Here is a 25,699-nt window from a genome sequence, read left to right as displayed (position 1 = left end):
TCCGTCTTACTCGTAGATCCCGTCTTTCTTGGCGCGCGCCGAGAATTCGGTCTCCGCACCCGAGGCGAGTTTCGAGGCCTGTTCGATCCAGTTGTCGCGGCTGGCCCGGCCCTTGAAGCCTTCGAGGTTGTCGTCGATCCACGCCAGCTCGTCGGCCTTCCAGCCCGCGATCTGGTCGAAATGGAACACGCCCAGCGAATGCAGCAGCGCCTCGAGCTTGGGCCCGACGCCCTTGATCATCTTGAGGTCATCGGCCTTGCCGTCGCGCGCTTCGGTCAGCATCGCGGGCTTGGTGCCCTTGGCCCCTTCCGCCGGAGCGGCAGCAGGCGCCGGGGCCGCGGCGGGAGCCTCGGCCTTGGGCGCAGCCTTGGCGGCGGCAGCCTGTTGCACCGCCGACATCGGGCGCTGACCCGCGCCCATGATGCCAATCGCGCCGCGCTGACCCGACATCTGCCAGGGCGCGCGCAGCGGCACTTCGGTGCCGTCGATCTTCTTCGCCACATCGCCGATCGCCAGCGCCGGGCCGACCGAGCCATTCGCGGCTTCCTTGTCGCCCGGCATATCGATGCACGAGGTCAGCCCGCCCGCCGGTTCCGACGAGAAGCGGCCCACTTGCGAGCCCGGGCGCGGCGCCTTGCCGGCGCGCAGGTCGTCGATGATCTTGCCGAGGTTTTCTTCGGTAAGATCCTCGTAGTAATCCTTGCCGATCTGGGCCATCGGCGCGTTGGCGCAGGCGCCAAGGCATTCGACTTCTTCCCAGCTCAGCTTGCCATCCGACGACAGCTCGAACGGATGCGCGGCGATCTTTTCGCGGCAGACCTTCATCAGGTCTTCCGAGCCGCAGATCATGCAAGACGTGGTGCCGCAAATCTGGATATGCGCGACCGAGCCGACCGGCGCGAGCTGGAACATGAAGTAGAAGGTCGCGACTTCGAGCACGCGCATGTAGGGCATGCCCAGCATGTCGGCGACATATTCGATCGCGGGCTTCGACAGCCAGCCTTCCTGTTCCTGCGCGCGGAACAGGAGCGGGATCACCGCCGAGGCCTGACGCCCGACCGGGAACTTGGTCATCTGCGCCTGCGCCCAGGCGAGGTTCGCCGGCGTAAACTCAAACGAGGCGGGTTGTTCGTGATGCAGACGGCGAAGCATTAGCGGTCAATCTCCCCGAACACGACATCCATCGTGCCGATAATTGCGGACACGTCCGCGAGTTGGTGGCCCTTGGCGACATGATCCATCGACTGCAGGTGCAGATAGCCTGGAGCGCGGATCTTGGCGCGATAGGGTTTGTTGGTGCCATCCGAAACCAGATAGACGCCGAACTCGCCCTTCGGTGCCTCGACGGCGGCGTAAACCTCGCCGGCGGGAACCTTGAAACCTTCGGTGTAGAGCTTGAAGTGATGGATCAGAGCTTCCATCGAGGTCTTCATGTCGCCACGCTTCGGCGGCGTGAACTTGCCGCGCGCGAGCACATCGCCCTGCCCCTCGGGGGCACGCAGCTTCTCGATCGCCTGCAGCATGATCTTGAGGCTCTCGCGCATCTCGGCCATGCGGCAGAGGTAGCGGTCGTAGCAGTCGCCGTTCTTGCCGACCGGGATCTTGAACTCGAACTCGTCGTAGCATTCGTAGGGCTGCGCGCGGCGCAGGTCCCAGGCGAAGCCCGACCCGCGCACCATCACGCCCGAGTAGCCCCAGTCGAGGATCTCTTTCTCGGTGATGATGCCGATCTCGGCGTTGCGCATCTTGAAGATGCGGTTCTCGGTCAGCAGGCCTTCGATGTCATCGAGCACTTGCGGGAAGGTGCCACACCATTCCTCGATGTCGTCGATCAGCTCCGGCGGCAGGTCCTGATGGACGCCACCCGGGCGGAAATAGTTGGCGTGCAGGCGGGCGCCGCAGGCACGCTCGTAGAAGACCATGAGCTTTTCACGCTCTTCGAAGCCCCAGAGCGGCGGGGTCAGCGCGCCGACGTCCATCGCCTGCGTGGTGACGTTCAGCAGGTGGTTCAGGATGCGACCGATTTCCGAGTAGAGCACACGGATCAGCGAGCCGCGACGCGGCACCTCGATGCCCATCAGCTTCTCGATGGCGAGGCACCAGGCATGCTCCTGGTTCATCGGCGCCACGTAGTCGAGACGGTCGAAATAGGGCGTGTTCTGCAGGTAGGTGCGGCTTTCCATCAGCTTCTCGGTGCCGCGATGCAGCAGGCCGATATGCGGGTCGGCGCGCTCGACGATCTCGCCGTCCAGCTCCAGCACCATCCGCAGCACGCCGTGCGCGGCCGGGTGTTGCGGCCCGAAGTTGATGTTGAAATTCCGGATCTGCTGCTCGTCGGTCAGCACATCCTTCGAGCCGTCATCGTAGGTGTTTTGCCGGATATCGCCGTCCATGGTCTTACCTCTGTCTTACCGATGATGCCGGGGCGGTCGCCCGCCCCCGGCTCAGGCTCAGCTCTTTTTCTCGTCGCCGGGCAGGATGTACTGGGCGCCTTCCCACGGGGAGAGGAAGTCGAACTGCCGGTATTCCTGCGTCAGTTTCACGGGTTCATAAACCACGCGCTTCTCGGTCTCGTCGTAGCGCAGCTCGACATAGCCCGTGGTCGGGAAGTCCTTGCGCAGCGGGTAACCACGGAAGCCGTAGTCGGTCAGGATGCGGCGCAGGTCCGGGTGGCCCGAGAACATGATGCCGAACATGTCGAAGGTCTCGCGCTCGAACCAGTTCGCGGCCGGGTGGACCGACACGATCGAGGGGCACATCTCGTCTTCGCGCACGCCCGCCTTCACGCGGATGCGCTGGTTGCGATACATCGAGAGGAAATGCCAGACCACGTCGAAGCGCACCGGGCGCTCGGGGTGATCGACGCTGGTCAGGTCGACCAGGGTCGAGAACATGCAGTTCGGGTCATCGCGCAGGAAGGTGACGAAATCGACGATCTTCGAGGCCGCGACGGTCACCGTCAGCTCGCCATAGGCGATCTCGGTCGAGATCACGTCGTCGCCCCGCTTGAGCTCGATGTGCGCGGCCAGTTCTTGAAGTGCTTCGCTCATCGTCCTCTCCTCAGCGCACCAGCGTGCCGGTGCGGCGGATCTTCCGCTGCAGCTGCAGGATGCCATACATCAGGGCTTCCGCCGAGGGCGGGCAGCCGGGCACGTAGATATCGACCGGAACGATCCGGTCACAGCCGCGCACCACCGAATAGGAATAGTGATAGTAGCCGCCGCCATTCGCGCAGCTGCCCATCGAGATCACGTAGCGCGGCTCGGGCATCTGGTCGTAGACCTTGCGCAGCGCCGGCGCCATCTTGTTGGTCAGCGTGCCCGCGACGATCATCACGTCGGACTGGCGCGGCGAGGCGCGCGGGGCAAAACCATAGCGCTCCACGTCATAGCGCGGCATCGCGGTATGCATCATTTCTACCGCGCAGCAGGCGAGACCGAAGGTCATCCAGTGCAGCGAGCCGATGCGCGCCCAGTTGATCAGGTCTTCGGCGGTGGTGAGGATGAAGCCCTTGTCCTGCAGATCGCGGTTCAGCGCCTGCGCGGCCACATCCATATCGGCCGCGGCCGTATTCTGCCCGGTCATCACGCCCATTCCAGCGCCCCTTTCTTCCATTCATAGGCAAAGCCCACGGTCAGCACGGCGAGGAACACCATCATCGACCAGAAGCCGACCATGCTCATGTCGCCGAAAGCCACTGCCCAGGGGAACAGGAAGGCGACTTCGAGGTCGAAAATGATGAACAGGATCGAGACGAGGTAGAAACGGACGTCGAATTTCATCCGGGCGTCGTCGAAGGCGTTAAAGCCACATTCGTAGGCAGAGAGTTTTTCCGGATCCGGGTTGCGAACCGCAAGCACGGCGGCAGCCAGGATCAGAACCAGGCCCAGGGCAGTCGCCATTCCAAGGAAAATAAGGATCGGGAGATATTCACGCAGCAGGTCGTGCACGGTTGGCTCCTCCATGACGCGACGCATTGTCGCGCAGTTTCGGCTAAGCGACCTTTAGCCCTGTGCCCCGTGTCGGTCAACCGGAGGCTCGTCGAAAACTGCCTGTTTCGGGAGCAAAAAGTTCATTTTGTATACGAGTGCATACGCTAACAGGGGCGCAGCCCCCTTCAGCCCATGCAGAAGCGCCCCCAGAACAGGGGCGCGGGGCGACTCAGAAACGGGTGCGCAATAATCTGTCGAAAGGGGCCGTGGCGATTTGTTTTAGTTGCCAGAGGCTTAAAGATTCCAATCAGGTACACGTTTTTCAAAGAATGCGCTGATTCCTTCCACCGCCTCGGCGCTTTCCCAGCGCTCGACCAGCTTGCCGATTGTCGCCGCGATCACCGTCTCGTCGATCTGCGGGCCCAGCATCCGCACCAGCGCCTTAGCCTCGGCCACGGCGCCCGGCGCACAGACCAGATAGGGTGCGACCTCGGCCTCGATGGCCGCCTCCAGCGCCTCTGGCGCCACGGTTTTGGCAAGCAATCCAAGCTCTTGCGCTTCCCTGGCGTCAAACAGCCGCGCCGACATGAAGACCCGGCGCGCACGCGCCTCGCCCATCCGCGCCACGACATAGGGCGAGATCGTCGCGGGCGTCAGGCCCAGTTTCGTCTCGGTCAGGCCAAAGCGCGCGCTCTCGACACCCACCGCCACATCGCAGACCGACATCATGCCGATGCCGCCACCAAAGGCATTGCCGTGAATCGCACCGATCACCGGCTTCGGGCAGGTATTGAGCGCGTTCAGCATCCGTGCCAGCACCATCGCCGCCGCCGCCCGCTGTTCGGCATTCGCTGCGATCTGCGCCTGCATCCATTTCAGGTCACCGCCCGCGCAGAAGCTGGCGCCATCCGCCGCCAGCACGACAACGCGCACCTGCGGGTCCGTCCCCAGCGCACCGATCGCGGCGGTAAGTTCGCGCATCATCTGCTCCGACAGCGCATTATGCTTTTCCGCACGCGCGAGGATCAGCCGCGCCACGCCGCGCGCATCGCGCTCGATCCGGATCGTTTCATAGGCCTCAGCCATCGGTCGTCTCCTTCATAGCGCGGGCTAGGGCAGCGGCCTCGGCCAGCACGCCCGCATCAAGCCCGGTGTCATATCCAAGTTCGGACAGCCGCCCGGCCACCGCCTCGGTCGCGACATTGCCCGCCGCGCCCGGCGCGTAGGGACAGCCGCCAAGGCCGCCCACCGCCGCATCGAACGCCCGCAGCCCCAGCGCTAGGCTCGCCTCGATATTTGCCAGCGCCCGGCCCGCCGTGTCGTGGTAATGGCCCGCCAGCCGCTCGGGCGGCAGCTCGTTCAGCACCGCCTCCAGCATCGCCGAGATCGTCTCGGGGCGGCCCTGCCCGATCGTGTCGCCGAGGCTGACCTCGTAGCAGCCCATGTCGCGCAGCGCCGCCGCCACGCGCGCCACATTGGCGGGCGGCGTCGGTCCGTCGAACGGGCAATCCGTCACCACCGAGACATAACCGCGAACCTTCAGATTATCGGCCCGCGCGGCCTCCATGATCGGGGCGAACCGCTCAAGACTTTCCGAAATCGAACAATTGAGATTCGCCCGCGAGAACCCCTCGGAGGCCGAGGCAAAGATCGCGACCTCGTCGGCGCGCGCGGCGCGGGCGGCCTCGTAGCCCTTCAGGTTGGGCGTGAGCGCGGCATAGGAGACGCCCGGCACGCGCGTGATACCCGCGAAAACCTCGGCCGAATCCGCCATCTGCGGCACCCATTTCGGGCTGACGAACGACCCCACCTCGATCCGGCGAAAGCCCGCGCGGCTCAGGCAGTCGACCAGAGCAATCTTGGCGGCGGTCGGGATCTGGCGCTTTTCGTTCTGCAGCCCGTCGCGGGGCGCCATCTCAAAGATTTCAACGCGCTCAGACATCGGGCACCTCGTAGAAGTCCTTGGCATAGATTGCGTCGCCGCCTGCGCGGGCCAGCGCGCGCTGATAGGCGGGGCGCGCCTGCGCACGCGCGCGATAGGCCATGATCGCAGGGAAGCCTTCGGCGCGGACAAAGCGGAACATCGCATCGAGGTTGAAGCCCAGCATGCAATCGGCCGCCGAGAACTCGGACAAAAGCCACTCGCGCCCCGCCAGATGCCGCTCCAGCGCCTTCATCGTCACCGCGAGCCGCTTGGTATCGAGCTGCATCAAGGGCACCGAGCGCGCGGTTTCGGGGCGCAGGAAGATGTGATGGATATTCAGCGCCTGCAGGATATTCGCCTGGGTTTCCGCGAAATGGACCCAGGACAGGAAGGCCGCGCGCTCGGGCGTGCGCGGCGCGGGCGCAAACTGGCCGGTTAACTCGGTCAGGTATTCGACGATCGCCCCCGATTCAAAGATGACCTCGCCCTCAATCTCCAGCGCGGGGATGCGCCCCGCGGGGCTGAGCGCGAGGAATTCGGGCGTGCGCAGGCTGCCGTCGGTCAGGCTGTAGCTGTGGATCTGGCACTCAAGGCCCATCTCCTCGATCAGCCACAGGATCCGCAGCGAGCGCGAGCCGGGCGTGTGATGCAGGCGGATCATGCGGCTTCCTCCTCTTCGAGCCGGATCAGCGCGGCGCCGGCCTCGACCTGCCCCCCTGCCTCCACCAGCACTTCGGCGACGCGGCCCGCGCGCGCGGCCAGCATCGTGTGTTCCATCTTCATCGCCTCGAGAATGGCAAGCCGCGCGCCGGCCTCGACCATATCGCCAGGGCGCACGAAGACCGCCTTCACCTGCCCCGGCATCGGCGCCAGCGTGAGGTCCGACGCCTCCTGATGCGCCGCGCGGTCGAGCGGGTCGGGAATGTCAAAGCGATGCGCGCCGCACATGAATACGGTCACCACGCCACCCGCCTTGTGGAAGCGCGCGCCTGTCTTTGCACCGTCAACCCACCAGCCATCGGGACGCAGGATACACTCATGCGCGCCGCCGCCCACCTCGACCGACACATGGCCGGGGCCAAGCACGCGGATCGCCGCCTCTTCGGTAAAGGCCACCGGGCGGCGCAAGGGCGCCCAGAGCGCAAACCCCGCCCCTGCCCCGTCTTCCAGCCCCGCCGCCGCGATCACCGCCAGCGCGCGCGCGGCCAGAGGCGGCGCGGCTTGCGCGGTCAGCGCGTCAAGGTCGCGCGCGATCAGCCCGGTATCGACATCACCCGCCGCAAAGCCCTTGTGACGCGCGAGCGCCGCGAGGAAGGCGAGGTTCGTCACCGTGCCCGCAACCTGCGTGTCATCGAGCGCGCGCGCCAGCTGCGCCAGCGCCGCCGCCCGGGTCGGCCCGTGCACGATCACCTTGGCGATCATCGGGTCATACCAGGGGCTGATCGTGTCGCCCGGGCGCACGCCGGTATCGGCGCGGCAGCTCTCGGAAAAGACCAGATGTTCCAGCCGCCCGGTCGCAGGCAGGAAACCCGCCGGCACGTCCTCGGCGTAAAGGCGCGCTTCAAAGGAATGGCCGCGGATCGTCAGGTCATCTTGCTGCGCGGGCAAAGCCTCGCCCGAGGCCACGCGCAACTGCCATTCGACCAGATCGACTCCGGTGATCGCCTCGGTCACCGGGTGTTCGACCTGCAGGCGGGTGTTCATCTCCATGAACCAGAAGCGGTCGGGGCGCAGCCCGTCGGAGCCATCGACGATGAACTCGACCGTGCCCGCGCCCTTGTAGCCGATGGCCTCGGCCGCGCGCACCGCAGCCATGCCCATCGCCTCGCGCATCTCGGGGGTCATCCCGGGCGCAGGGGCCTCTTCGATCACCTTCTGGTGGCGGCGCTGGAGCGAGCAGTCACGCTCGAACAGATGCACCGCATGAGTGCCGTCGCCAAAGACCTGCACCTCGATATGGCGCGGTTTTTCGACATATTTCTCGATCAGCACGGCGGGATTGCCGAAGGCGGTCTGCGCCTCGCCCTGCGCCGAAGCCAGCGCGGCGGTGAAATCGCCCGCGCGCTCGACCAGCCGCATGCCCTTGCCGCCGCCGCCCGCGACCGCCTTGATCAGCACCGGATAGCCGATCTGCTCGGCCGCGCCCGCCAGATGCTCCGGGTCCTGATTGGCGCCGTGATAACCCGGCACGACCGGCACGCCCGCCTTGTCCATCAGCGCCTTCGCCGCATCCTTCAGCCCCATCGCGCGGATCGCATCCGCCGAAGGACCGATGAAAACCAGCCCGGCCGCCTCGACCGCATCGACGAACCCGGGGTTTTCCGAGAGGAACCCGTAGCCCGGATGGATCGCCTCGGCGCCCGTGGCCAGCGCCGCCGCGATGATCGCATCGCCGCGCAGGTAACTGTCTTTCGGCGCGGGGCCGCCGATTGCAACCGCCTCATCGGCGAGCGCGACATGGCGCGCACCGGCATCTGCCTCCGAGTAAACGGCCACCGTGGCCACGCCGAGGCGGCGGGCGCTGTCGATGACGCGGCAGGCGATCTCGCCCCGGTTGGCGATCAGGATCTTGCGGAACATCTCGGTCTCCCTTTGATTGCGGCGGGGGCTCTGCCCCCGTGCCCCCGGAGTATATTTCGGCTCAGTGAAAGGGCTTTCAACGAGCCTTAAATACTCCCGCCGGAGGCAAGCTATTACATCCGGAACACGCCGAAGCGCGTCGGTTCGATCGGTGCGCAGAGGCTGGCGGACAGGCTCAGCGCGAGGGTTTCGCGGGTCTTGCGCGGGTCGATGATGCCATCGTCCCAGAGCCGCGCCGAGGCATAGAGCGGGTGGCTCTGGCGCTCGAACATCTCGATCGTGGGGCGCTTGAACTCGGCCTCTTCCTCGGGTGACCAGCTGCCGCCCTTGCGTTCGATCCCGTCGCGGCGCACCGTGGCGAGCACGCCCGCCGCCTGTTCGCCGCCCATCACCGAAATCCGCGAGTTCGGCCAGGTCCAGAGGAAATTCGGGCTGTAGGCGCGCCCGGCCATGCCGTAGTTGCCCGCGCCGAACGAGCCGCCCACCAGCATGGTGATTTTCGGCACATTGGTGGTGGCCACCGCCGTCACCATCTTGGCGCCATGGCGCGCGATGCCTTCGTTCTCGTATTTGCGCCCGACCATGAAGCCGGTGATGTTTTGCAGGAACACCAGCGGGATCCCGCGCTGCGAGCACAATTCGATGAAATGCGCGGCTTTTTGCGCGGCCTCGGAGAACAGCACGCCGTTGTTGGCGACGATCCCGACCGGGCAACCCATGACATGGGCGAAGCCGGTGACGATGGTTTCGCCGAAGCGCGGCTTGAACTCGTCGAAGCGCGAGCCGTCGACGGTGCGGGCGATCACCTCGCGGATGTCGTAGGGTGTGCGCAGGTCGGCGGGCACGACGCCGAACAGCTCATCGGGATCATAGGCCGGGTCTTCGGGCGTCTGCCATTGCACCGTCGCGGGCTTGGCGCGGTTCAGGTGGCTGACGGCGCGGCGCGCAAGGGCCAGCGCATGGGCGTCATCTTCGGCCAGATAATCGGCCACGCCCGAAAGCCGCGTATGCACGTCGCCTCCGCCGAGGTCTTCGGCCGAGACGACCTCGCCGGTCGCGGCCTTCACCAGCGGCGGGCCGGCCAGAAAGATCGTGCCCTGTTCCTTCACGATGATCGTCACATCCGACATCGCCGGCACATAGGCGCCGCCCGCCGTGCAGGACCCCATCACCACCGCGATCTGCGGGATGCCTTTGGCCGACATCCGCGCCTGATTGTAGAAGATGCGGCCGAAATGGTCGCGGTCGGGGAAAACCTCGTCCTGGTTCGGCAGGTTGGCGCCGCCGCTATCGACCAGATAGACGCAGGGCAGATGGCATTCCTCGGCGATTTCCTGCGCGCGGAGGTGCTTTTTCACCGTCATCGGGTAATAGGTGCCGCCTTTCACGGTGGCGTCGTTGCAGACCACCATGACCTCTTGCCCGTGCACGCGGCCGATCCCGGCCACGACACCGGCGCAGGGCGCGGCATTGTCATACATGTCATGCGCCGCCGTCGCGCCGATTTCGAGGAAGGGCGAGCCCGGGTCCAGGAGCCCGGCGACACGTTCGCGCGGGGCCATCTTGCCGCGCGACAGGTGACGTTCGAGCGCCGCGGCCCCGCCGCCTGCCGCCGCCATATCGGCCGCTGCGCGCACGGTCTCAAGCATCGCCAGATGCGCGGCGCGGTTGGCCCGGAAACCCTCGGACGAGGGCAGAGCTGAAGATGTGAGTTTCATGATCCGTCCTTCTTGTCACGCAGCTCGATCGCCCGCGCGGCAGTCATTTCCAACAGGCAACTGGCGCCGGAGATCTGGCTGATCGAGCCATCGCCCCAACGGGCATAGTCGAATGCGCAGTCGGCATCGCGAAAGGCGATCCAGGCGCGCTGCGCCTCAAGCAGCTTGTCGTTAAGCGCTTCGCTCCGCACGCTCATCTGCACGCCAAGCGCCTTGTATTCGGCATTCATCAGGTCTTCCCAGACGGCCCTCTCGACGCCGAGACATTGGGTGATGCCGATGGTCGTCATCCCCTCGGGCATCTCGAAGCAGGCCTTGGCGCCCGCCCCGATACAGTCATGCGCAACCTCGCCCGGGCCGACCTCGGCAAAGCAGGACCGCACCGTGGTCTCGATCCCCGCGAGGACCCCGGCCGGCAGATCCTGCGCCGTGGCGGCCACAGGTCCGAGCAGGACCAAGGCGGCCAGCAGCGCGCGCATCAGGCCTTGTCCATGATTTCGCGGCCGATCAGCATGCGGCGGATTTCCGAGGTGCCGGCGCCGATCTCCATCAGCTTGGCATCGCGGAACAGCCGCGAGACGACCGAGTCGCTCAGGAAGCCCGCGCCACCCAGCGCCTGCACCGCCTGATGCGCCTGCACCATCGCCTGCTCGGAGGCGTAAAGCACGGTCGCGGCCGCATCCTGCCGCGTCACCTGCCCGCGATCGCAGGCCTTGGCGACCTCGTAGGTATAGGCGCGCGCGGTGTTGGTCGCGACATACATGTCGGCGATCTTGGCCTGCATCAGCTGGAAATTCCCGATCGGCTGGCCGAACTGGTGGCGTTCCTTGGAATAGGGCACGACTTCGTCCAGACAGGCCATCATGATGCCGGTGCCGATGCCCGAGAGCACCACGCGTTCGTAATCGAGCCCCGACATCAGCACGCGCACGCCCTTGCCTTCGGTGCCCAGCACGTTCTCCTCGGGCACTTCGCAATTGTCGAAGAACAGTTGCGCCGTGTTCGAGCCGCGCATGCCGAGCTTGTCGAAATGCTGCGAGGTCGAGAAGCCCTTGAAGCCTTTTTCGATGATGAAGGCGGTGATGCCTTTCGAGCCCGCCTCGGGGTCGGTTTTCGCGTAAACCACCAGCGTGTCGGCGTCGGGGCCGTTGGTGATCCAGTATTTATGGCCGTTCAGGACATAGTAGCCGTCTTTCTTCTCGGCGCGCAGCTTCATGCCGACCACATCCGAGCCCGCGCCCGATTCCGACATCGCCAGCGCGCCGATTTTCGCGCCCGACACGAGGTCCGGCAGGTATTTGCGCTTCTGCGCCTCGTTCGCGTTGATCTTGAGCTGGTTCACGCAGAGGTTCGAATGCGCCCCGTAAGAGAGCGCGATCGAGGCCGAGGCCCGCGCGATCTCTTCGGTCGCGACCACATGCGCCAGATACCCCATGGCCGAGCCGCCGTATTCCTCGGCGACGGTGATGCCCAGAAGGCCCAGCTCGCCCATCTCGGCCCAAAGCTCGTTGGGGAATTCATTGTCGAGATCGGTTTTCGCGGCGATCGGGGCAATGCGGTCGCGCGCCCAGCCTTGCACCATCTCGCGCAGCGCATTCACATCCTCGCCGAGGTCGTAATTCATCGAACCGCTGAACATCTTTCCTCCTTCGCCCGCCTCCGTCCCGCGGGCTTTATTGAACGCTTGTTCATTTCTTGCCGGGAAAAGCGAGTCGCGTCAAGCGTCACGTAACGTCTTGGCGCGCGCCCGCCGCATCCCCATCTTGGGGCCAGTCCCCTCAGGAGGTTCCAATGACCCGTATTCTTCCCCTCGCCCTCTCCCTCGCGGTGCTGGCCGGTGCGGCCCAGGCCGAGCCTGTCGGCAAGGTCGGCGTCGACTGGGTCGGCAATGACATCCTGATCGAGGCGATCGAAGACCCGAAGGTCGAGGGCGTCACCTGCCACATCGCCTATTTCGACCGCTCGCTGTTCGACCGGCTCACGCAGGGCAACTGGTTCGAAGACCCGTCCAACGCCTCGATCGCCTGCCGCCAGACTGGCCCGATCACCATCGGCGATATTGAGCGCGGAGCCAAAGGCGAAAACGTGTTTTCCGAAAGCCGCTCGCTGGTGTTCAAAAAGCTCAAGGTCACGCGGATCTGGGACGAGGCGCATCAGAGCCTGATCTACCTAACACACGCGACGGAGGTGACCGAGGGCTCGGCCAAGATGTCGATCTCGACGGTGCCGCTTTACGGCTCCGGGGCCAAGGGCCAGTAACCTAGCCCAGAAGCCGCACGGCCAGACCCGGCAGATCGGCGTAACGGTCCAGCAGCGCCTCGGGCGCGAGCCGCTCGATCGCGCGGCCTTCAGGGCCGAAGGTCACCAGAACCGAGGGCACGCCGACGGCGGCGGCGGTCTTGCGGTCGGTCTCGGTGTCACCGATCAGGCACGACGCCGCGACCTGCCCCGCCACCGCCGCAACCGCGGCGCGATAGGGGGCGGGGTCGGGCTTGCGCGTGGGCAAGGTATCCGCCCCGATCAGCGCGCCGAACAGATCCGCAATGCCCAGCCGCGCCACCAGATCGCGCGCGAGACCCTCGGGCTTGTTGGTGCAGATCGCGGTGGCGATACCCGCCCCGCGCAGCGCCTCGACCGCCTCGGCGGCACCCGGATAGAGCACCGTTTCCACACAGATATTCTCGGCGTAATGGGTCAGAAGGCGCGGGTAATCCGCCTCGATCATTGCCTCGGCCTGCGGGTCGGCCAGACGCTCGTACCCAGCCTTCAGCATCGCGCGCCCGCCATGAAACGCGATCAGCGCATCCGCGACCGGGTCCAGCGGCGCCCCCAGCCCCCGCGCGGCAAAACAGGCATTCGCCGCAGCAATCAGGTCGGCCGAAGTATCGGCCAGCGTGCCGTCCAGATCGAAAACCACCGTGCGCATTGCCACCCTGCCCCTTTTGCAGCCCTATGTTACGGGCACGAAAGACAGCGTGAACGCAGCGCCCTTGCGGCCAGATATGGTATGGGTAAAACGGGAGCGAGCAGAAGAAAAGGCACCCTCATGGCGATTGCGCTGATTGTTTTGGCGGCGGGGCAAGGCACCCGCATGAATTCCGACCTGCCGAAAGTGCTGCACCGCCTGGGCGGCGCGCCGCTGTTTGCGCATGCGCTGGCGGCGGGGCGCGGGCTGGAGCCCGAGCGCGTGATCGTGGTCGCGGGCCATGGCGCCGAAGCGGTGACGAAGGCCGTCGCCAAGGCCGATCCCGAGGCGCAGATCGTGCTGCAAACCGAACAGCTCGGCACCGGCCATGCGGTGGCGCAGGCGCTGCCCGCGCTCGCCGGGTTCGAAGGCCGCGTGCTGGTGCTTTACGGCGACACGCCCTTCATCCGCCCCGAGACGCTCGAGGCGCTGGCGGCATCCTCTGCCGATGTCACGGTGCTGGGCTTCGAGGCCACCGATCCGGGCCGCTACGGGCGCCTGATCGCCGAGGGCGAGGCGCTGGAGCGGATCGTCGAATTCAAGGATGCAACGGATCAAGAACGCGCGATAACCCTCTGCAATTCCGGCGTTATTGCCTGCGACGCAGGCCTTCTGTCCGAGCTTGTCGCGGGGCTCGGCAATGACAATGCGGCGGGCGAATATTACCTGACCGACATCGTGGCCGCCGCACGCGCGCGGGGCCTTTCGGCCGAGGTCGCCACCTGCCCCGAGGCCGAGACGCTCGGCATCAACACCCGCGCCGAGCTGGCCCGCGCCGAGGCGCTGTTCCAGGCCCGGATGCGCGATGAGGCGCTGGAAAACGGCGTGACGATGGTCGATCCGGGCACGGTCTGGTTCGCGCTCGACACCTATCTGGGGCGCGACGTGGTGCTGGGCCCGCATGTGGTCTTTGGCCCCGGCGTGACGGTGGAAAGCGGCGCGCAGATCGAGGCCTTCTGCCATCTTGAGGGCTGCCATATCTCGCGCGGGGCAACGGTGGGCCCGTTTGCCCGGCTGCGCCCCGGCGCGGAACTGGCCGAAGAGGTCCATATCGGCAATTTCGTCGAGGTGAAGAATGCGATCCTCGGCGAAGGCGTGAAGGTCGGCCACCTGACCTATCTGGGCGATGCCGAGGTCGGCGAAGGCACGAATATCGGCGCGGGCACGATCACCTGCAATTATGACGGCGTGTTCAAGCATCGCACCACGATTGGCGCGAATGCCTTCATCGGGTCCGACACGATGCTGGTGGCGCCGGTCACGGTGGGCGCGGGCGCGATGACGGGCTCGGGCTCGACCATCACCGAAGACGTGCCGCCCGGCGCCGTGGCCCTTGGCCGCGCCAAGCAGGTGACCAAGCCGGGCTTGGCCACGAAACTCTTCGAGATGCTGCGCGCCCGCAAGGCCGCCCTTAAGAAAGGCTCGTAAATGTGTGGGATCATTGGCGTTCTTGGCAGCCATGAAGTCGCGCCGCTGCTCGTTGAAAGCCTGAAGCGGCTGGAATATCGCGGCTATGACTCGGCGGGCATCGCCACGGTGAACGACGGGCGGCTGGATCGTCGCCGCGCGGTTGGCAAGCTGGTGAACCTCTCGGACCTGTTGGTGCATGAACCGCTTCTGGGCAAGTCGGGCATCGGTCACACCCGCTGGGCGACCCATGGTGCGGCGACGACGCATAACGCGCATCCGCATCGCTCGGGGCCGGTCGCGGTGGTCCATAACGGCATCATCGAGAACTTCCGCGAGCTGCGCGCCGAGCTGGCCGAGGCGGGCATTCACCCCGAGACCGACACCGATACCGAGACCGTCGCGCTGCTGACGCGGCTTCACATGGATCGCGGCCTGCCGCCCCGCGAGGCGGCCGTCGCCGCGCTGCGCCAGCTCGAGGGCGCCTTTGCGCTGTTGTGGCTATTCGACGGCGAGCCCGATCTGATGGTCGCCGCGCGCCGTGGCAGCCCGCTTGCGATCGGCTATGGCGCGGGCGAGATGTATGTCGGCTCGGACGCGATCGCGCTGGCGCCGATGACCGACCAGATCACCTATCTCGACGAGGGCGACTATGCCTTCATCACCCGCGCGGGCGCCGAGATTTTCGACGCCGAGGGCCGCCGCGCCAATCGCGACCGCCAGCAGATCGACACCGGCGCGGTGACCGTCGAAAAGGCTGGCTACAAGCATTTCATGGCCAAGGAAATCGCCGAGCAGCCCGCCGTTCTGGGCGATGCGCTGCGCCATTACCTGCGCCCGGACGGCTCGCTCAACCTGCCTGAAGAGCTGGATTTCTCGGGGCTCGACCGGCTCACGCTGGTGGCCTGCGGCACCGCCTATTACGCCTGCGCGGTGGCGAAATACTGGTTCGAGAGCCTCGCACGGCTGCCTGTCGAGATCGACGTGGCCTCGGAGTTCCGCTACCGCGAGCCGCCCCTGCCCGCGAAAAGCTGGGCGCTCTTTGTCAGCCAGTCGGGCGAGACCGCCGACACGCTCGCCGCGCTGCGCTACTGCGCCGAGCGGGTCGAAAAGACCGTGGCCGTGATCAACGTGCCCAGCTCGACCATGGCGCGCGAGGCGGATCTGGCGCTGCCGATCCATGCGGGCGTCGAAGTGGGCGTGGCCTCGACCAAGGCTTTCACCTGCCAGCTGCTGACGCTGGCGGTGCTGGCGTTGAAGGCCGGGCGTGACCGGGGCGTTCTGTCCGAGGCCGATCTTGCCGCCCATGCCGATGCGCTGCGCGCCCTGCCCGGGCTGATGAACACGGCGCTGGGGCTCTCTGATGATATCGCGCGCCTCGCCGAAAGCCTCGCCGAGGCGCAGGATGTGCTGTTCCTCGGGCGCGGGCCGCTCTATCCGCTGGCGTTGGAAGGCGCGCTGAAGCTCAAGGAAATCAGCTACATCCACGCCGAAGGCTACGCCTCTGGCGAGCTCAAACACGGGCCCATCGCGCTGATCGAACGCTCGGTTCCGGTGATCGTCTTTGCACCGCACGACCGGCTCTTCGACAAGACCGTCTCGAACATGCAAGAGGTGATGGCGCGCCATGGCCAGGTGCTGCTGGTGTCGGATGCCAAGGGGCTGCAGGCCGCCGAACAGGGCACCTGGGCGCGGCTGAAACTGCCCGAGGTGGCCGAGCCCTTCGCGCCGATCCTCTACGCCCTGCCCGCGCAGCTGATCGCCTATCACACCGCCTGCGCCAAGGGCACCGATGTCGACCAGCCGCGCAATCTCGCGAAATCCGTGACGGTGGAGTGATGGCCCGGAAACGCGGCAAACGGCGCCCGGCCGGCCCGAAACCCTCGGATTTCGAGGCCTTGCCCCCCGAGGAAGAGGCGCGCCTCGCCGCCGAGGCCGTGGCCTATGCCGCCTCGGATGCGGAATATTCCAGCTATCACGAGTTCGAGGATGTGGCTGAAGACCTCGGGCCGCCGCCCACGCTCGAAGACGCGCTCTATGCGCTCGACAGCTGGGCCGATGCCGGGAAGGCCGCCGAGATGGCCACCTATCACAAGGCCGAGCGGCGCTATCTGGGCGTGCCGGTCCCGGCGATCGACGACATGGTGGGCATGTGGCGCGAGCGGCTCGATGTGCCGGGCCGCGTGGCGCTGGCGCGCGATCTGTGGGCAAGCGACATCCACGAGGCCCGCATCGCCGCTGCCAAGCTGCTGACGCAGGCGCGGCTGCGCCCCGATAGCGAGGCCTGGGAGCTGATCGTCAGCTGGGTGCCGCAATTCGACGCTTGGGCGATCGCCGATCACGTGGCCAAAGCCGGAGGCAAACGCCTGCAAGCCGATCCCGCGCGGCTCGAAACCGTCGCCGATTGGGCGCGTTCCGAGCATCTCTGGACGCGCCGCGCGGCCTTTGTCTTCACCCTGCCCTGGACGAAACTGACCCATCCGAAACCCGAAGACCTCGCGACCCGCGAGCAGGTGCTGGGATGGGCGGCCGATCTCGCCGAAGACCCCGAGTGGTTCATTCAGAAAGCCATCGGCTGGTGGCTGCGGGATCTCTCGAAACACGATCCGGCGCGGGTGCGCGACTGGCTCGACGCGCATGGCGCGCGGCTCAAGCCCTTCGCCCGCAAGGAAGCCGCCAAATACCTGAAATAGCCGCTTCTTCTTGGCAAAAATACGCAAAATCCGGGGGCATTGCCCCCGACGTCAGACTGTCTTGCGCGCCGCCCAGGCGCGCACCGCATCGCCAAAAGCCTCGAACAGCGGGCGCGAGACCGGGTCCTGATCGGCCTGCCATTCGGGATGCCATTGCACCGAAAGCGTAAAGCCCGGCGCATCCTGCACATAGATCGCCTCGGGCGTGCCATCCTCGGCGCGGCCCTCGATCACGATGCGCGGCCCCGGCTTGCAGATCCCCTGCCCGTGCAGCGAATTGGTCACCACCGCATCCCCGCCCAGAAGCCGGGCAAACTTGCCGCCCGGCTCCAGATGCACGATGTGGCGGTTGGTAAACGCCTCTTCCAGCGAGCCTTCGGGCGGCATCCGGTGGTTCATCCGGCCCGGCAGCTCGCGGATCTCGGGGTAGAGCGTGCCCCCCATCGCCACGTTCACCTCCTGAAAACCACGGCAGATGCCGAAAAACGGCTGCCCGCTTTCGACGCAGGCCCGCACCAGCGGCAGGGTGATCGCATCGCGCGCACGGTCAAACGTGCCGTGCTTGTCGGTCTCGGGCTCGCCATATTCCTCGGGATGCACATTCGGCCGCCCGCCGGTCAGCAGAAAGCCGTCGCAGGTCGCGCAAAGCTCCTCGACCGAGACCAGCTCGGGATCGGCGGGGATCAGCAGCGGGATGCAGTCCGCGACCTTCGAGATCGCCTCCGAGTTCATCTGCCCGCCCTCGTGGACGGGATAACGCTCGTTGATCAGGCCGCGATTGCCGATGATGCCGACGACAGGTCTTGTCATGAGGGGCTCCTTTCGCCCTCAAGCTAAGTCACTGTCGCCCGTAACGAAAGCCCCAGAAATGCGCAGACCCCTGTGCAGGAGGGCGCGGGAGGGCGGGACTCAGGCCTCGCCCGTCATCCCCGCCGCCGCGATCCCGGCCAGCGCGGCTTCGGCGTCATTGTCCGAAGTGTCGCCGGTCACGCCCACGGCGCCGATCACGCGCCCCGCGCCGTCACGCACCAGAACGCCGCCCGGCACCGGCAGGACCTGCCCGCCGAAAGCGCCGTTGACCGCGCCGATGAAATAGGGCTGCGCTTCGGCCCGCGCCATCTGCGCGCGCCCCGCCATACCCAGCATCACCGCGCCGTAAGCCTTGGCGCGGGCGATTTCAAAGCGGCCCGGGCTCGCGCCATCGGGGCGCGCGAAGGCGATCGGATGGCCGCCCGCATCCAGCACCACCACCGACAGCGGGTTCCAGCCCGCCGTGCGTCCATGCGCCTGCGCGACCGCGATGATTTCCTGCGCCTGTTCCAGCGAGATGCTCATGCCTGATGTTCCTTTTCCTGAAGACGGCGGTGATGCAGCACCGGCTCGGTATAGCCCGAGGGCTGCACCCGCCCCATGAAGACAAGATCGCAGGCCGCCTGGAAGGCCAGCCCGTCATAGCCCGGCGCCATCGGCTGATAGGCCGGGTCGCCCGCGTTCTGCCGGTCGACCACCTGCGCCATCTTGCGCAAGGCACCCATAACCTGCGCCTCGGAAACAACGCCGTGATGCAGCCAGTTCGACAGCGCCTGCGAGCTGATCCGGCAGGTCGCGCGGTCTTCCATCAGGCCGACATCATGAATGTCCGGCACTTTCGAGCAGCCCACGCCCTGATCGACCCAGCGCACGACATAGCCAAGGATGCCCTGCGCGTTGTTCTCGATCTCGGCGGTGATTTCCTCGGCCGAATAGTTGCGCCCGAGCGCGAGCGGAATGGTCAGCAGGTCATCAAGCCGCGCGGGCCGCGCCATCGCGGCGATCTCGGCCTGGCGGGCCTTGACGTCGACCTTGTGATAATGCGTCGCGTGCAGCACCGCCGCCGTCGGGCTCGGCACCCAGGCGCAATTCGCGCCCGCCATCGGATGACCGATCTTGGCGTCGAGCATCTCGGCCATGCGGTCGGGCATCGCCCACATCCCCTTGCCGATCTGCGCCTTGCCCGCCAGCCCGCAGCGCAGCCCGATATCGACGTTGCGATCTTCGTAGGCCGAGATCCACGGTTGGGTCTTCATCTCGCCCTTGGCGACCATCGGCCCCGCCTCCATCGAGGAGTGGATCTCATCGCCAGTGCGGTCGAGGAAGCCAGTGTTGATGAAGGCCACGCGGTTCTTGGCGGCGCGGATGCATTCCTTGAGGTTGGCCGAGGTACGGCGCTCCTCGTCCATGATGCCGAGCTTGACGGTGTAGCGCGGCAGGCCCAGCGCCGCCTCGACCTGATCGAAGATCTCGCTGGCGAAGGCGACCTCGTCGGGGCCGTGCATCTTCGGCTTCACCACATAGACCGAGCCGGTGACCGAGTTGCGCGCGCCATCCGACTTCTGCAGGTCATGGATCGCGCAAAGCGTGGTGATCATCGCATCCATCAGCCCCTCGAAGACCTCGTGGCCGTCGCGGTCAAGGATCGCGGGGTTGGTCATCAGGTGGCCGACATTGCGCACCAGCATCAGCGCGCGGCCCTTCAGCACATAGGGCGCGCCATCGGTGCCTGTGAAGGCCAGGTCGGGCGCGAGCGCGCGAGTGAACACCTTGCCGCCCTTCGAGACCTGTTCCGAAAGATCGCCCTTCATCAGCCCAAGCCAGTTCGAATAGGCCTGCACCTTGTCCGCCGCATCGACGCAGGCGACCGAATCCTCGCAATCCATGATCGAGGAAAGCGCCGCCTCAAGACGCAGATCGCAGATGCCCGCAGGGTCGGTCGCGCCGATCGGATGCGCCAGGCTGACCACGACAACCACATGCAACCCGTTGTTTTTCAGAACGATTTCCGAAGGCGCCTCGGACGCGCCAGCATAGGCCACGCATTGCGCGGGGTTCGCCAGCCCGGTCTCTTCCGAGGTCTCGGCAAACAGCCCGCCGTTATGAATGCGCAGCGCCCGCGCATCGGCCCAGGAGCCCGCGACCAGCGGGAAATGCGCGTCCAGAAACGCCTTGGCCCGCGCGATCACCCGCGCGCCGCGCTCGGCGTCATAGCCGCCGCCCGCCGGCAGGTCACCCAGCGCATCGGTGCCGTAAAGCGCGTCGTAAAAGCTGCCCCAACGCGCATTCGCCGCGTTCAGCGCATAGCGCGCATTGGTGATCGGCACCACCAGTTGCGGGCCGCATTGGGTGGCGAATTCCGGGTCGGTCGCGGTGGTCTCGATGGTGAAATCCGGGCCTTCCGGCACCAGATAGCCGATCTCTTCCAGAAAGGCGCGATAGGCCGGCATATTCTGCGCCTGGCCGCGATGATGCAGATGCCAGTCGTCCAGATGCGCCTGAATTTCCTCACGTTTTTCCAGAAGTGCGCGGTTCTTCGGCCCCTTCTCATGGATCAGCGCCGAAAGCCCTTTCCAGAACGCCCCCGCCTCAATCCCCGTCCCCGGCAGAGCCTGCGTCTCGACAAAAGCCGCCAGCTCGCTGGCCACTTGCAACCCTTCGCGTTCGACACGTTCACTCATTCGGACCTCCCTGATTTTGCGCCAGAATTGACGGCTCACCGGCGCAGAGTCCAGAAAAAATACGCCCAAAATTCTCATTTTGGTATACAAAAATTACCAATAATGGCAAAGTTGGGCGAATTTGCCGCATTCACGAGCAGGTTATGCCCCGGAACGTGGCCTTGAACCCCTTCGGGCCGCGCCCTAACGTCCGCTTTCCAATGACCGACAGGAGAGCATGATGGACGGCACGATCCGCCTCGCCGATTACCGCCCCTACCCGTTCGAGGTGACGCAGGTCGCGCTCCTGTTCCGGCTGGCGCCGGGGGCGACGCGGGTACGCGCGCGGCTCGATCTGGTGCCGCGCCAGCCCGGCGCGCCCCTGCGACTTGACGGCGAGGAGCTGCGGCTGATCTCGGCGGCGATCGACGGCGAGGCCTTGGGCGGCAATGACTATCTGCTGACCGAGACCGGGCTGACCATCCACGCCGCCGCCCTGCCCGAGGCGCCTTTCACGCTGGAAACCGAGGTCGAGATCGCGCCCGAGGCGAATACCGCGCTCGAAGGGCTTTATATGTCCAAGGGGATGTATTGCACGCAATGCGAGGCCGAGGGCTTCCGCAAGATCACCTTCTACCCCGACCGCCCCGACGTGATGGCACCCTTCCAGGTGCGGATCGAGGGCGATCTGCCGGTGCTCTTGTCAAACGGCAACCCGGTGGCGCAGGGCCCCGGCTGGGCCGAATGGCACGACCCCTGGCCCAAGCCCGCCTATCTCTTCGCGCTGGTCGCGGGCGATCTGGTGGCGCATCCGGGGTCGTTCACCACCGCCTCCGGGCGCGAGGTCACGCTCAATATCTGGGTGCGTCCGGGCGACGAGGACCGCTGCGGCTTCGCGATGGAGGCGCTGAAGCGCTCGATGCGCTGGGACGAGACCGCCTATGGCCGCGAATATGACCTCGATATCTTCAACATCGTCGCGGTCGACGATTTCAACATGGGCGCGATGGAGAACAAGGGGTTGAACATTTTCAACTCGAAATGGGTTCTGGCCTCGCCCGAAACTGCCACGGATTCCGATTTCGAGCGGATCGAGGCGATCATCGCGCATGAGTATTTTCACAACTGGACGGGCAACCGCATCACCTGCCGTGACTGGTTCCAGCTCTGCCTGAAAGAGGGGCTGACGGTGTTCCGCGACCAGAGCTTTACCGCCGAGATGCGGCTGGGCCCGGTCAAGCGGATCGAGGATGTGATCTTGCTGCGCGCGCGCCAGTTCCGCGAGGATCAAGGCCCGCTGGCCCATCCGCCGCGCCCCGACCATTACAAGGAAATCAACAACTTCTACACCGTGACCGTTTATGAGAAAGGCGCCGAGATCGTCGGCATGCTGAAACGGCTGGTGGGGGACGCGGGCTATCGCGCGGCGCTGGACCTCTATTTCGACCGCCATGACGGGCAGGCCTGCACGATCGAGGACTGGCTCAAGGTCTTCGAGGACGCCAGCGGGCGCGATCTTGCACAATTCAAACATTGGTATGTCGAGGCCGGCACCCCGCGCCTGCGCGTGAGCGAGGACTGGGCCGAGGAGCGGCTGACATTGACTTTCGAACAATCGACCCCGCCCAGCCCCGGCCAGATGGAGAAGGCCCCGCGCCATATCCCGATCGCGGTGGGGCTCCTGTCGCCCAATGGCGACGAGGTGGTGCCGACGACGGTGCTCGAGATGACCGAGGCTCGCCAGAGCTTCTGCTTCGAGGGGCTGGCCACGCGCCCCGTCGCCTCGATCCTGCGCGATTTCTCGGCCCCGGTGATCCTTGAACGCGCGCAAAACGGGGCCGAGCGGGCGTTTCTGTTGGCCCATGACACCGATCCGTTCAACCGCTGGGAGGCGGGCAATGCCCTTGCGCGCGCCTGCCTGATGGAGATGGCCGAGGGCGCGGGGCCGGATGGCGCCTATCTGGACGCACTCGGGCCGGTTCTGGCCGATGCGGCACTTGACCCGGCGTTCCGCGCGCTCTGCCTGCGCCTGCCGAGCGAAGACGAGTTGGCCCAGGCTCTGCATGCGGCTGGCAAGATCCCCGACCCCGATGCGATCCATGCCGCGCGCGCGGCCTTGATGCGGGCGATCGCGCAACGCCACGAGGCCGCCCTCTCCGAGATCTACGCGGCGATGGCGGTGCCCGGCCCCTATCAGCCCGACGCGGAGCCGGCGGGTCGGCGCGCGCTGCGACTGGCGGCGCTGGCGCTGCTGTCCAAGCTGGATGGCGGCGCGCGGGCGCGGGCGCTTTTCGCCGAGGCGCAGAACATGACCGAGTCTTTCGGCGCCCTTTCCGCGTTGATCGCGCTTGGCGCGGCCGAAGCCGAGACCGCCGCCTTCCGCACACGCTGGCAGGGCGACCGGCTGGTGATGGACAAGTGGTTCATGGCGCAATTGGCCTATTGCCCGCCCGGACTGGCGGCGGGTCTGGCGCGCGATCTGGCCGAAGACCCGCTCTTTGACTGGAAGAACCCGAACCGCTTCCGCGCACTGATGGGGGGCCTCTCGGCCAATCACGCGGGCTTCCACGATCGGTCGGGCGCGGGCTACCAGTTCTATGCGGACTGGCTGATCCGGCTCGATCCGGTGAACCCGCAGACCGCCGCGCGCATGTCCACCGCCTTCGAGACCTGGCGGCGCTTCGATCCGGGCCGGCAGGCGCTGGTGCGCGATGAACTGGACCGGATCGCGGCCACGACGGGCCTGTCGCGCGACCTTTCCGAGATGGTGCAGCGCCTGCGCGGGTGACGATTCGTCGCGGCGAATCACGCGTCCCCGCATCGGGACGCCAATATTGCCGCGAAATCTGACGTTCAGGTCACCTGCGCGGCGGCCCTTTCCCGGGCAACAATCGCCGCCGCTTCGCAAGATCGTTGCCGAAGGCCTGATCAATGGCCAATTCGTGCCATATTGCGGTCGAAACTCGTTAACGAGCCACGACCTATAGTCGTTGGCATGATGGTACAAACGTTCGAATATCGATTTCAGGCCCGTCGGCCACTCAACTACATGGCCTTCGGTCTTGGCGTTCTCACCGCGTGCATGCTGATCGCAACGCACGCCAAATCCTGGACCTGGGCACCTGTCCTGATCTACCTGGGTATCGTGTTCACACAACTCTGCCGCAACCATTCCCGCGGGTTGCGGCTCACGCTCTGGCATCTCGAATGGTATGTCGACGACACACTGCAAGAGACGATCCCCCTGCAGCAGATCCGCCGCGCGAAGGTGCGCACGGGGTTGTTCGCACCGAACGAGTGCACGCTGGAGCTGCTGGACGGACGGCGCTTCGTGCTGCCCTTCGACACGCCGCCCCGTGCCTATCGCCTGCGTGAGCAGCTGGCTGCGCGGGGGGTTCGCCTCGCCTGAGGCTTGCCCCCGCGCCGCCCCTGTCCTAGAAGCGTCGCAAGCCGTTTCAAACAGGATCAGGACATGCTCGACCATCTCGCATTTGAGCCCCCCAAACCCAAGGTCATCGCCGGCGCGAAAGCCGACTGGGAACTGGTGATCGGGCTTGAGGTGCATGCGCAGGTCAGCTCGAACGCCAAGCTGTTCTCGGGCGCCTCGACCACTTTCGGCGCGGAGCCGAACTCCAACGTGGCCTTCGTGGACGCGGCGATGCCGGGCATGCTGCCGGTGATCAACGAATATTGCGTGGCGCAGGCGGTGCGCACGGGCCTTGGCCTGAAGGCCGAGATCAACCTGCGCTCGGCTTTCGATCGCAAGAACTATTTCTACCCGGACCTGCCGCAGGGCTATCAGATTTCGCAACTCTACCACCCGATCGTGGGCGAGGGCGAGATTATCGTCGACATGGGCCCGGGCGTTGCGCGCCGCGTCCGCATCGAGCGCATCCACCTTGAACAGGACGCGGGCAAGTCGATCCACGACATGGACCCGCATATGTCCTTCGTCGACCTGAACCGCACCGGCGTCGCGCTGATGGAGATTGTCTCGCGCCCCGACATCCGTGGCCCCGAAGAGGCCGCCGCCTATGTCGGCAAGCTGCGCCAGATCCTGCGCTACCTCGGCACCTGCGACGGCAACATGCAAAACGGCAACCTGCGCGCCGATGTGAACGTCTCGATCTGCAAGCCCGGCGCCTATGAGAAATATCAGGAAACCGGTGATTTCAGCCACCTGGGCACGCGCTGCGAGATCAAGAACATGAACTCGATGCGCTTCATTCAGGCCGCGATCGAATACGAGGCGCGCCGCCAGATCGCCATCGTCGAGGATGGTGGCGAAGTGGTGCAGGAAACCCGCCTCTACGATCCCGACAAGAACGAGACGCGCTCGATGCGCTCGAAGGAAGAGGCGCATGATTACCGCTACTTCCCCTGCCCCGACCTCCTGCCGCTGGAGATCGAGCAGGCCTGGGTCGATGACATCGCGGCCACGATGCCAGAGCTGCCCGACGAGAAGAAGGCCCGCTTCGTCGGCGACTTCGGCCTGTCGGAATATGACGCCTCGGTGCTGACCGCCGAGGTCGAGAACGCCGATTACTTCGAAGGCGTGGTTGCGGTTTGCGCCGATGGCAAGGGCGCGGCGAACTGGGTCATCAACGAGCTCTTCGGCCGGCTCAAGAAAGAGGGCCACGAGATCGGTGAAAGCCCGGTCAGCCCCGAGCAGCTCGGCGGCATCGTCAAGCTGATCAAGTCGGGCGACATCTCGGGCAAGATCGCCAAGGACCTCTTCGAGATCGTCTATACCGAAGGCGGCGACCCGGCCGAGATCGTCGAGGCGCGCGGCATGAAACAGGTCACCGACACCGGCGCGATTGAAAAAGCCGTCGACGAGGTGATCGCGGGCAACCCCGCGCAGGTGGAAAAAGCCAAGCAGAACCCCAAGCTCGCGGGCTGGTTCGTCGGTCAGGTGATGAAAGCCACCGGCGGCAAGGCCAACCCCTCGGCCGTCGATGCGCTGGTCAAGGAAAAACTGGGCCTCTGAGGCACCCGAAGCTTACAAAA

General features: G+C 66.0%; 23 protein-coding genes. 7 read left to right on the top strand and 16 right to left on the bottom strand.

Annotated features, from left to right (window positions below):
* Positions 1 to 6 precede the first annotated feature (6 nt).
* The 12 genes from CLN94_RS03660 to CLN94_RS03605 form a co-directional block, all read right to left on the bottom strand.
* Positions 7 to 1,152, bottom strand: coding sequence for an NADH-quinone oxidoreductase subunit E (locus tag CLN94_RS03660; protein ID WP_096431228.1), 1,146 nt, complete (start codon positions 1,150 to 1,152; stop codon positions 7 to 9).
* Entirely contained in the window at positions 1,152 to 2,393 is a 1,242-nt protein-coding gene (locus tag CLN94_RS03655; protein WP_096431226.1) for an NADH-quinone oxidoreductase subunit D, read from the bottom strand. The genes CLN94_RS03660 and CLN94_RS03655 overlap by 1 nt, the downstream gene beginning before the upstream one ends.
* A gap of 57 nt (positions 2,394 to 2,450) precedes the next feature.
* Positions 2,451 to 3,050, bottom strand: coding sequence for an NADH-quinone oxidoreductase subunit C (locus CLN94_RS03650; protein WP_096431224.1), 600 nt, complete (start codon positions 3,048 to 3,050; stop codon positions 2,451 to 2,453).
* Positions 3,051 to 3,060: 10 nt separating this feature from the next.
* Positions 3,061 to 3,594 (bottom strand): NuoB/complex I 20 kDa subunit family protein, encoded by a 534-nt coding sequence (locus CLN94_RS03645; RefSeq protein WP_096431222.1) that lies wholly within the window; start codon positions 3,592 to 3,594, stop codon positions 3,061 to 3,063.
* A complete protein-coding gene (locus CLN94_RS03640; RefSeq protein ID WP_096431476.1) occupies positions 3,585 to 3,950 on the bottom strand; it encodes an NADH-quinone oxidoreductase subunit A in 366 nt (121 codons plus the stop codon). Before CLN94_RS03640 ends, CLN94_RS03645 begins: the two co-directional genes overlap by 10 nt.
* Before the next feature lie 276 nt (positions 3,951 to 4,226).
* Positions 4,227 to 5,018, bottom strand: coding sequence for a crotonase/enoyl-CoA hydratase family protein (locus CLN94_RS03635; protein WP_096431220.1), 792 nt, complete (start codon positions 5,016 to 5,018; stop codon positions 4,227 to 4,229).
* Positions 5,011 to 5,874: a hydroxymethylglutaryl-CoA lyase gene (locus tag CLN94_RS03630; RefSeq protein WP_096431218.1), complete on the bottom strand. Its 864-nt coding sequence runs from the start codon at positions 5,872 to 5,874 to the stop codon at positions 5,011 to 5,013. Before CLN94_RS03630 ends, CLN94_RS03635 begins: the two co-directional genes overlap by 8 nt.
* Positions 5,867 to 6,517: a glutathione S-transferase family protein gene (locus CLN94_RS03625; RefSeq protein ID WP_179300219.1), complete on the bottom strand. Its 651-nt coding sequence runs from the start codon at positions 6,515 to 6,517 to the stop codon at positions 5,867 to 5,869. Before CLN94_RS03625 ends, CLN94_RS03630 begins: the two co-directional genes overlap by 8 nt.
* Complete coding sequence (locus tag CLN94_RS03620) at positions 6,514 to 8,436, bottom strand: acetyl/propionyl/methylcrotonyl-CoA carboxylase subunit alpha (RefSeq protein WP_096431216.1); 1,923 nt, start codon at positions 8,434 to 8,436, stop codon at positions 6,514 to 6,516. The genes CLN94_RS03625 and CLN94_RS03620 overlap by 4 nt, the downstream gene beginning before the upstream one ends.
* 113 nt (positions 8,437 to 8,549) lie before the next feature.
* Positions 8,550 to 10,154 carry a carboxyl transferase domain-containing protein gene (locus CLN94_RS03615; protein ID WP_096431214.1) on the bottom strand — a complete coding sequence of 535 codons (1,605 nt, stop codon included), beginning with the start codon at positions 10,152 to 10,154 and terminating at the stop codon, positions 8,550 to 8,552.
* Complete coding sequence (locus CLN94_RS03610; RefSeq protein WP_096431212.1) at positions 10,151 to 10,633, bottom strand: lysozyme inhibitor LprI family protein; 483 nt, start codon at positions 10,631 to 10,633, stop codon at positions 10,151 to 10,153. Before CLN94_RS03610 ends, CLN94_RS03615 begins: the two co-directional genes overlap by 4 nt.
* Positions 10,633 to 11,793: an acyl-CoA dehydrogenase family protein gene (locus CLN94_RS03605; RefSeq protein ID WP_096431210.1), complete on the bottom strand. Its 1,161-nt coding sequence runs from the start codon at positions 11,791 to 11,793 to the stop codon at positions 10,633 to 10,635. The genes CLN94_RS03610 and CLN94_RS03605 overlap by 1 nt, the downstream gene beginning before the upstream one ends.
* A 152-nt stretch (positions 11,794 to 11,945) precedes the next feature.
* On the opposite strand from CLN94_RS03605, the gene CLN94_RS03600 reads away from it, so the two are divergent.
* Positions 11,946 to 12,413 (top strand): CreA family protein, encoded by a 468-nt coding sequence (locus CLN94_RS03600; protein WP_096431208.1) that lies wholly within the window; start codon positions 11,946 to 11,948, stop codon positions 12,411 to 12,413.
* A 1-nt stretch (position 12,414) separates the two neighbouring features.
* Here CLN94_RS03600 and CLN94_RS03595 read toward each other — a convergent pair whose 3' ends face one another.
* Positions 12,415 to 13,080 carry an HAD family hydrolase gene (locus tag CLN94_RS03595; RefSeq protein WP_096431206.1) on the bottom strand — a complete coding sequence of 222 codons (666 nt, stop codon included), beginning with the start codon at positions 13,078 to 13,080 and terminating at the stop codon, positions 12,415 to 12,417.
* Between the two features lie 120 nt (positions 13,081 to 13,200).
* Here CLN94_RS03595 and glmU point away from each other — a divergent pair, with 120 nt between their 5' ends.
* The 3 genes from glmU to CLN94_RS03580 are packed head-to-tail and all read left to right on the top strand — an operon-like array spanning position 13,201 to position 17,219.
* Positions 13,201 to 14,547 (top strand): bifunctional UDP-N-acetylglucosamine diphosphorylase/glucosamine-1-phosphate N-acetyltransferase GlmU, encoded by a 1,347-nt coding sequence (glmU, locus tag CLN94_RS03590; protein WP_096431204.1) that lies wholly within the window; start codon positions 13,201 to 13,203, stop codon positions 14,545 to 14,547.
* The gene (gene glmS, locus CLN94_RS03585; RefSeq protein WP_096431202.1) at positions 14,548 to 16,365 is read left to right on the top strand and encodes a glutamine--fructose-6-phosphate transaminase (isomerizing); all 1,818 of its coding nucleotides are present in this window, start codon (positions 14,548 to 14,550) and stop codon (positions 16,363 to 16,365) included.
* Positions 16,365 to 17,219 carry a DNA alkylation repair protein gene (locus tag CLN94_RS03580; protein WP_096431200.1) on the top strand — a complete coding sequence of 285 codons (855 nt, stop codon included), beginning with the start codon at positions 16,365 to 16,367 and terminating at the stop codon, positions 17,217 to 17,219. The genes glmS and CLN94_RS03580 overlap by 1 nt, the downstream gene beginning before the upstream one ends.
* A 51-nt stretch (positions 17,220 to 17,270) precedes the next feature.
* Here CLN94_RS03580 and CLN94_RS03575 read toward each other — a convergent pair whose 3' ends face one another.
* From CLN94_RS03575 to CLN94_RS03565, 3 genes are all read right to left on the bottom strand, one after another.
* Positions 17,271 to 18,029, bottom strand: a complete 759-nt coding sequence (locus CLN94_RS03575; protein WP_096431198.1) for a gamma-glutamyl-gamma-aminobutyrate hydrolase family protein — start codon at positions 18,027 to 18,029, stop codon at positions 17,271 to 17,273.
* A gap of 99 nt (positions 18,030 to 18,128) precedes the next feature.
* Complete coding sequence (locus CLN94_RS03570) at positions 18,129 to 18,554, bottom strand: GlcG/HbpS family heme-binding protein (protein ID WP_096431196.1); 426 nt, start codon at positions 18,552 to 18,554, stop codon at positions 18,129 to 18,131.
* Entirely contained in the window at positions 18,551 to 20,710 is a 2,160-nt protein-coding gene (locus CLN94_RS03565) for a malate synthase G (RefSeq protein ID WP_096431194.1), read from the bottom strand. The genes CLN94_RS03570 and CLN94_RS03565 overlap by 4 nt, the downstream gene beginning before the upstream one ends.
* A 217-nt stretch (positions 20,711 to 20,927) precedes the next feature.
* On the opposite strand from CLN94_RS03565, the gene pepN reads away from it, so the two are divergent.
* The 3 genes from pepN to gatB all read left to right on the top strand — a co-directional run bounded on the left by pepN (position 20,928) and on the right by gatB (position 25,679).
* Complete coding sequence (gene pepN, locus CLN94_RS03560; protein ID WP_096431192.1) at positions 20,928 to 23,477, top strand: aminopeptidase N; 2,550 nt, start codon at positions 20,928 to 20,930, stop codon at positions 23,475 to 23,477.
* A 207-nt stretch (positions 23,478 to 23,684) separates the two neighbouring features.
* Entirely contained in the window at positions 23,685 to 24,098 is a 414-nt protein-coding gene (locus tag CLN94_RS03555; protein WP_143598873.1) for a hypothetical protein, read from the top strand.
* A gap of 63 nt (positions 24,099 to 24,161) precedes the next feature.
* A complete protein-coding gene (gene gatB / locus CLN94_RS03550; RefSeq protein WP_096431188.1) occupies positions 24,162 to 25,679 on the top strand; it encodes an Asp-tRNA(Asn)/Glu-tRNA(Gln) amidotransferase subunit GatB in 1,518 nt (505 codons plus the stop codon).
* Positions 25,680 to 25,699 lie beyond the last annotated feature (20 nt).

The organism is Pseudothioclava arenosa (assembly GCF_002358085.1).
GTDB classification, from domain to species: domain Bacteria; phylum Pseudomonadota; class Alphaproteobacteria; order Rhodobacterales; family Rhodobacteraceae; genus Pseudothioclava; species Pseudothioclava arenosa.
The sequence above is the reverse complement of the archived record's forward strand: the minus strand, read 5'-3'. Positions and strand labels throughout refer to the sequence as shown.

Excerpts from the sequence above, each read along its gene's own strand:
- CLN94_RS03615 (WP_096431214.1), bottom strand. The coding sequence starts at position 10,154 with ATGAAACTCACATCTTCAGCTCTGCCCTCGTCCGAGGGTTTCCGGGCC.
- CLN94_RS03595 (WP_096431206.1), bottom strand. The coding sequence starts at position 13,080 with ATGCGCACGGTGGTTTTCGATCTGGACGGCACGCTGGCCGATACTTCG.
- glmU (WP_096431204.1), top strand. The coding sequence starts at position 13,201 with ATGGCGATTGCGCTGATTGTTTTGGCGGCGGGGCAAGGCACCCGCATG.
- CLN94_RS03635 (WP_096431220.1), bottom strand. The coding sequence starts at position 5,018 with ATGGCTGAGGCCTATGAAACGATCCGGATCGAGCGCGATGCGCGCGGC.
- CLN94_RS03580 (WP_096431200.1), top strand. The coding sequence starts at position 16,365 with ATGGCCCGGAAACGCGGCAAACGGCGCCCGGCCGGCCCGAAACCCTCG.
- CLN94_RS03605 (WP_096431210.1), bottom strand. The coding sequence starts at position 11,793 with ATGTTCAGCGGTTCGATGAATTACGACCTCGGCGAGGATGTGAATGCG.
- CLN94_RS03655 (WP_096431226.1), bottom strand. The coding sequence starts at position 2,393 with ATGGACGGCGATATCCGGCAAAACACCTACGATGACGGCTCGAAGGAT.
- CLN94_RS03660 (WP_096431228.1), bottom strand. The coding sequence starts at position 1,152 with ATGCTTCGCCGTCTGCATCACGAACAACCCGCCTCGTTTGAGTTTACG.
- glmS (WP_096431202.1), top strand. The coding sequence starts at position 14,548 with ATGTGTGGGATCATTGGCGTTCTTGGCAGCCATGAAGTCGCGCCGCTG.
- CLN94_RS03555 (WP_143598873.1), top strand. The coding sequence starts at position 23,685 with ATGATGGTACAAACGTTCGAATATCGATTTCAGGCCCGTCGGCCACTC.
- CLN94_RS03630 (WP_096431218.1), bottom strand. The coding sequence starts at position 5,874 with ATGTCTGAGCGCGTTGAAATCTTTGAGATGGCGCCCCGCGACGGGCTG.
- CLN94_RS03650 (WP_096431224.1), bottom strand. The coding sequence starts at position 3,050 with ATGAGCGAAGCACTTCAAGAACTGGCCGCGCACATCGAGCTCAAGCGG.
- CLN94_RS03620 (WP_096431216.1), bottom strand. The coding sequence starts at position 8,436 with ATGTTCCGCAAGATCCTGATCGCCAACCGGGGCGAGATCGCCTGCCGC.
- CLN94_RS03645 (WP_096431222.1), bottom strand. The coding sequence starts at position 3,594 with ATGGGCGTGATGACCGGGCAGAATACGGCCGCGGCCGATATGGATGTG.
- gatB (WP_096431188.1), top strand. The coding sequence starts at position 24,162 with ATGCTCGACCATCTCGCATTTGAGCCCCCCAAACCCAAGGTCATCGCC.
- pepN (WP_096431192.1), top strand. The coding sequence starts at position 20,928 with ATGATGGACGGCACGATCCGCCTCGCCGATTACCGCCCCTACCCGTTC.
- CLN94_RS03575 (WP_096431198.1), bottom strand. The coding sequence starts at position 18,029 with ATGACAAGACCTGTCGTCGGCATCATCGGCAATCGCGGCCTGATCAAC.
- CLN94_RS03600 (WP_096431208.1), top strand. The coding sequence starts at position 11,946 with ATGACCCGTATTCTTCCCCTCGCCCTCTCCCTCGCGGTGCTGGCCGGT.
- CLN94_RS03565 (WP_096431194.1), bottom strand. The coding sequence starts at position 20,710 with ATGAGTGAACGTGTCGAACGCGAAGGGTTGCAAGTGGCCAGCGAGCTG.
- CLN94_RS03625 (WP_179300219.1), bottom strand. The coding sequence starts at position 6,517 with ATGATCCGCCTGCATCACACGCCCGGCTCGCGCTCGCTGCGGATCCTG.
- CLN94_RS03610 (WP_096431212.1), bottom strand. The coding sequence starts at position 10,633 with ATGCGCGCGCTGCTGGCCGCCTTGGTCCTGCTCGGACCTGTGGCCGCC.
- CLN94_RS03570 (WP_096431196.1), bottom strand. The coding sequence starts at position 18,554 with ATGAGCATCTCGCTGGAACAGGCGCAGGAAATCATCGCGGTCGCGCAG.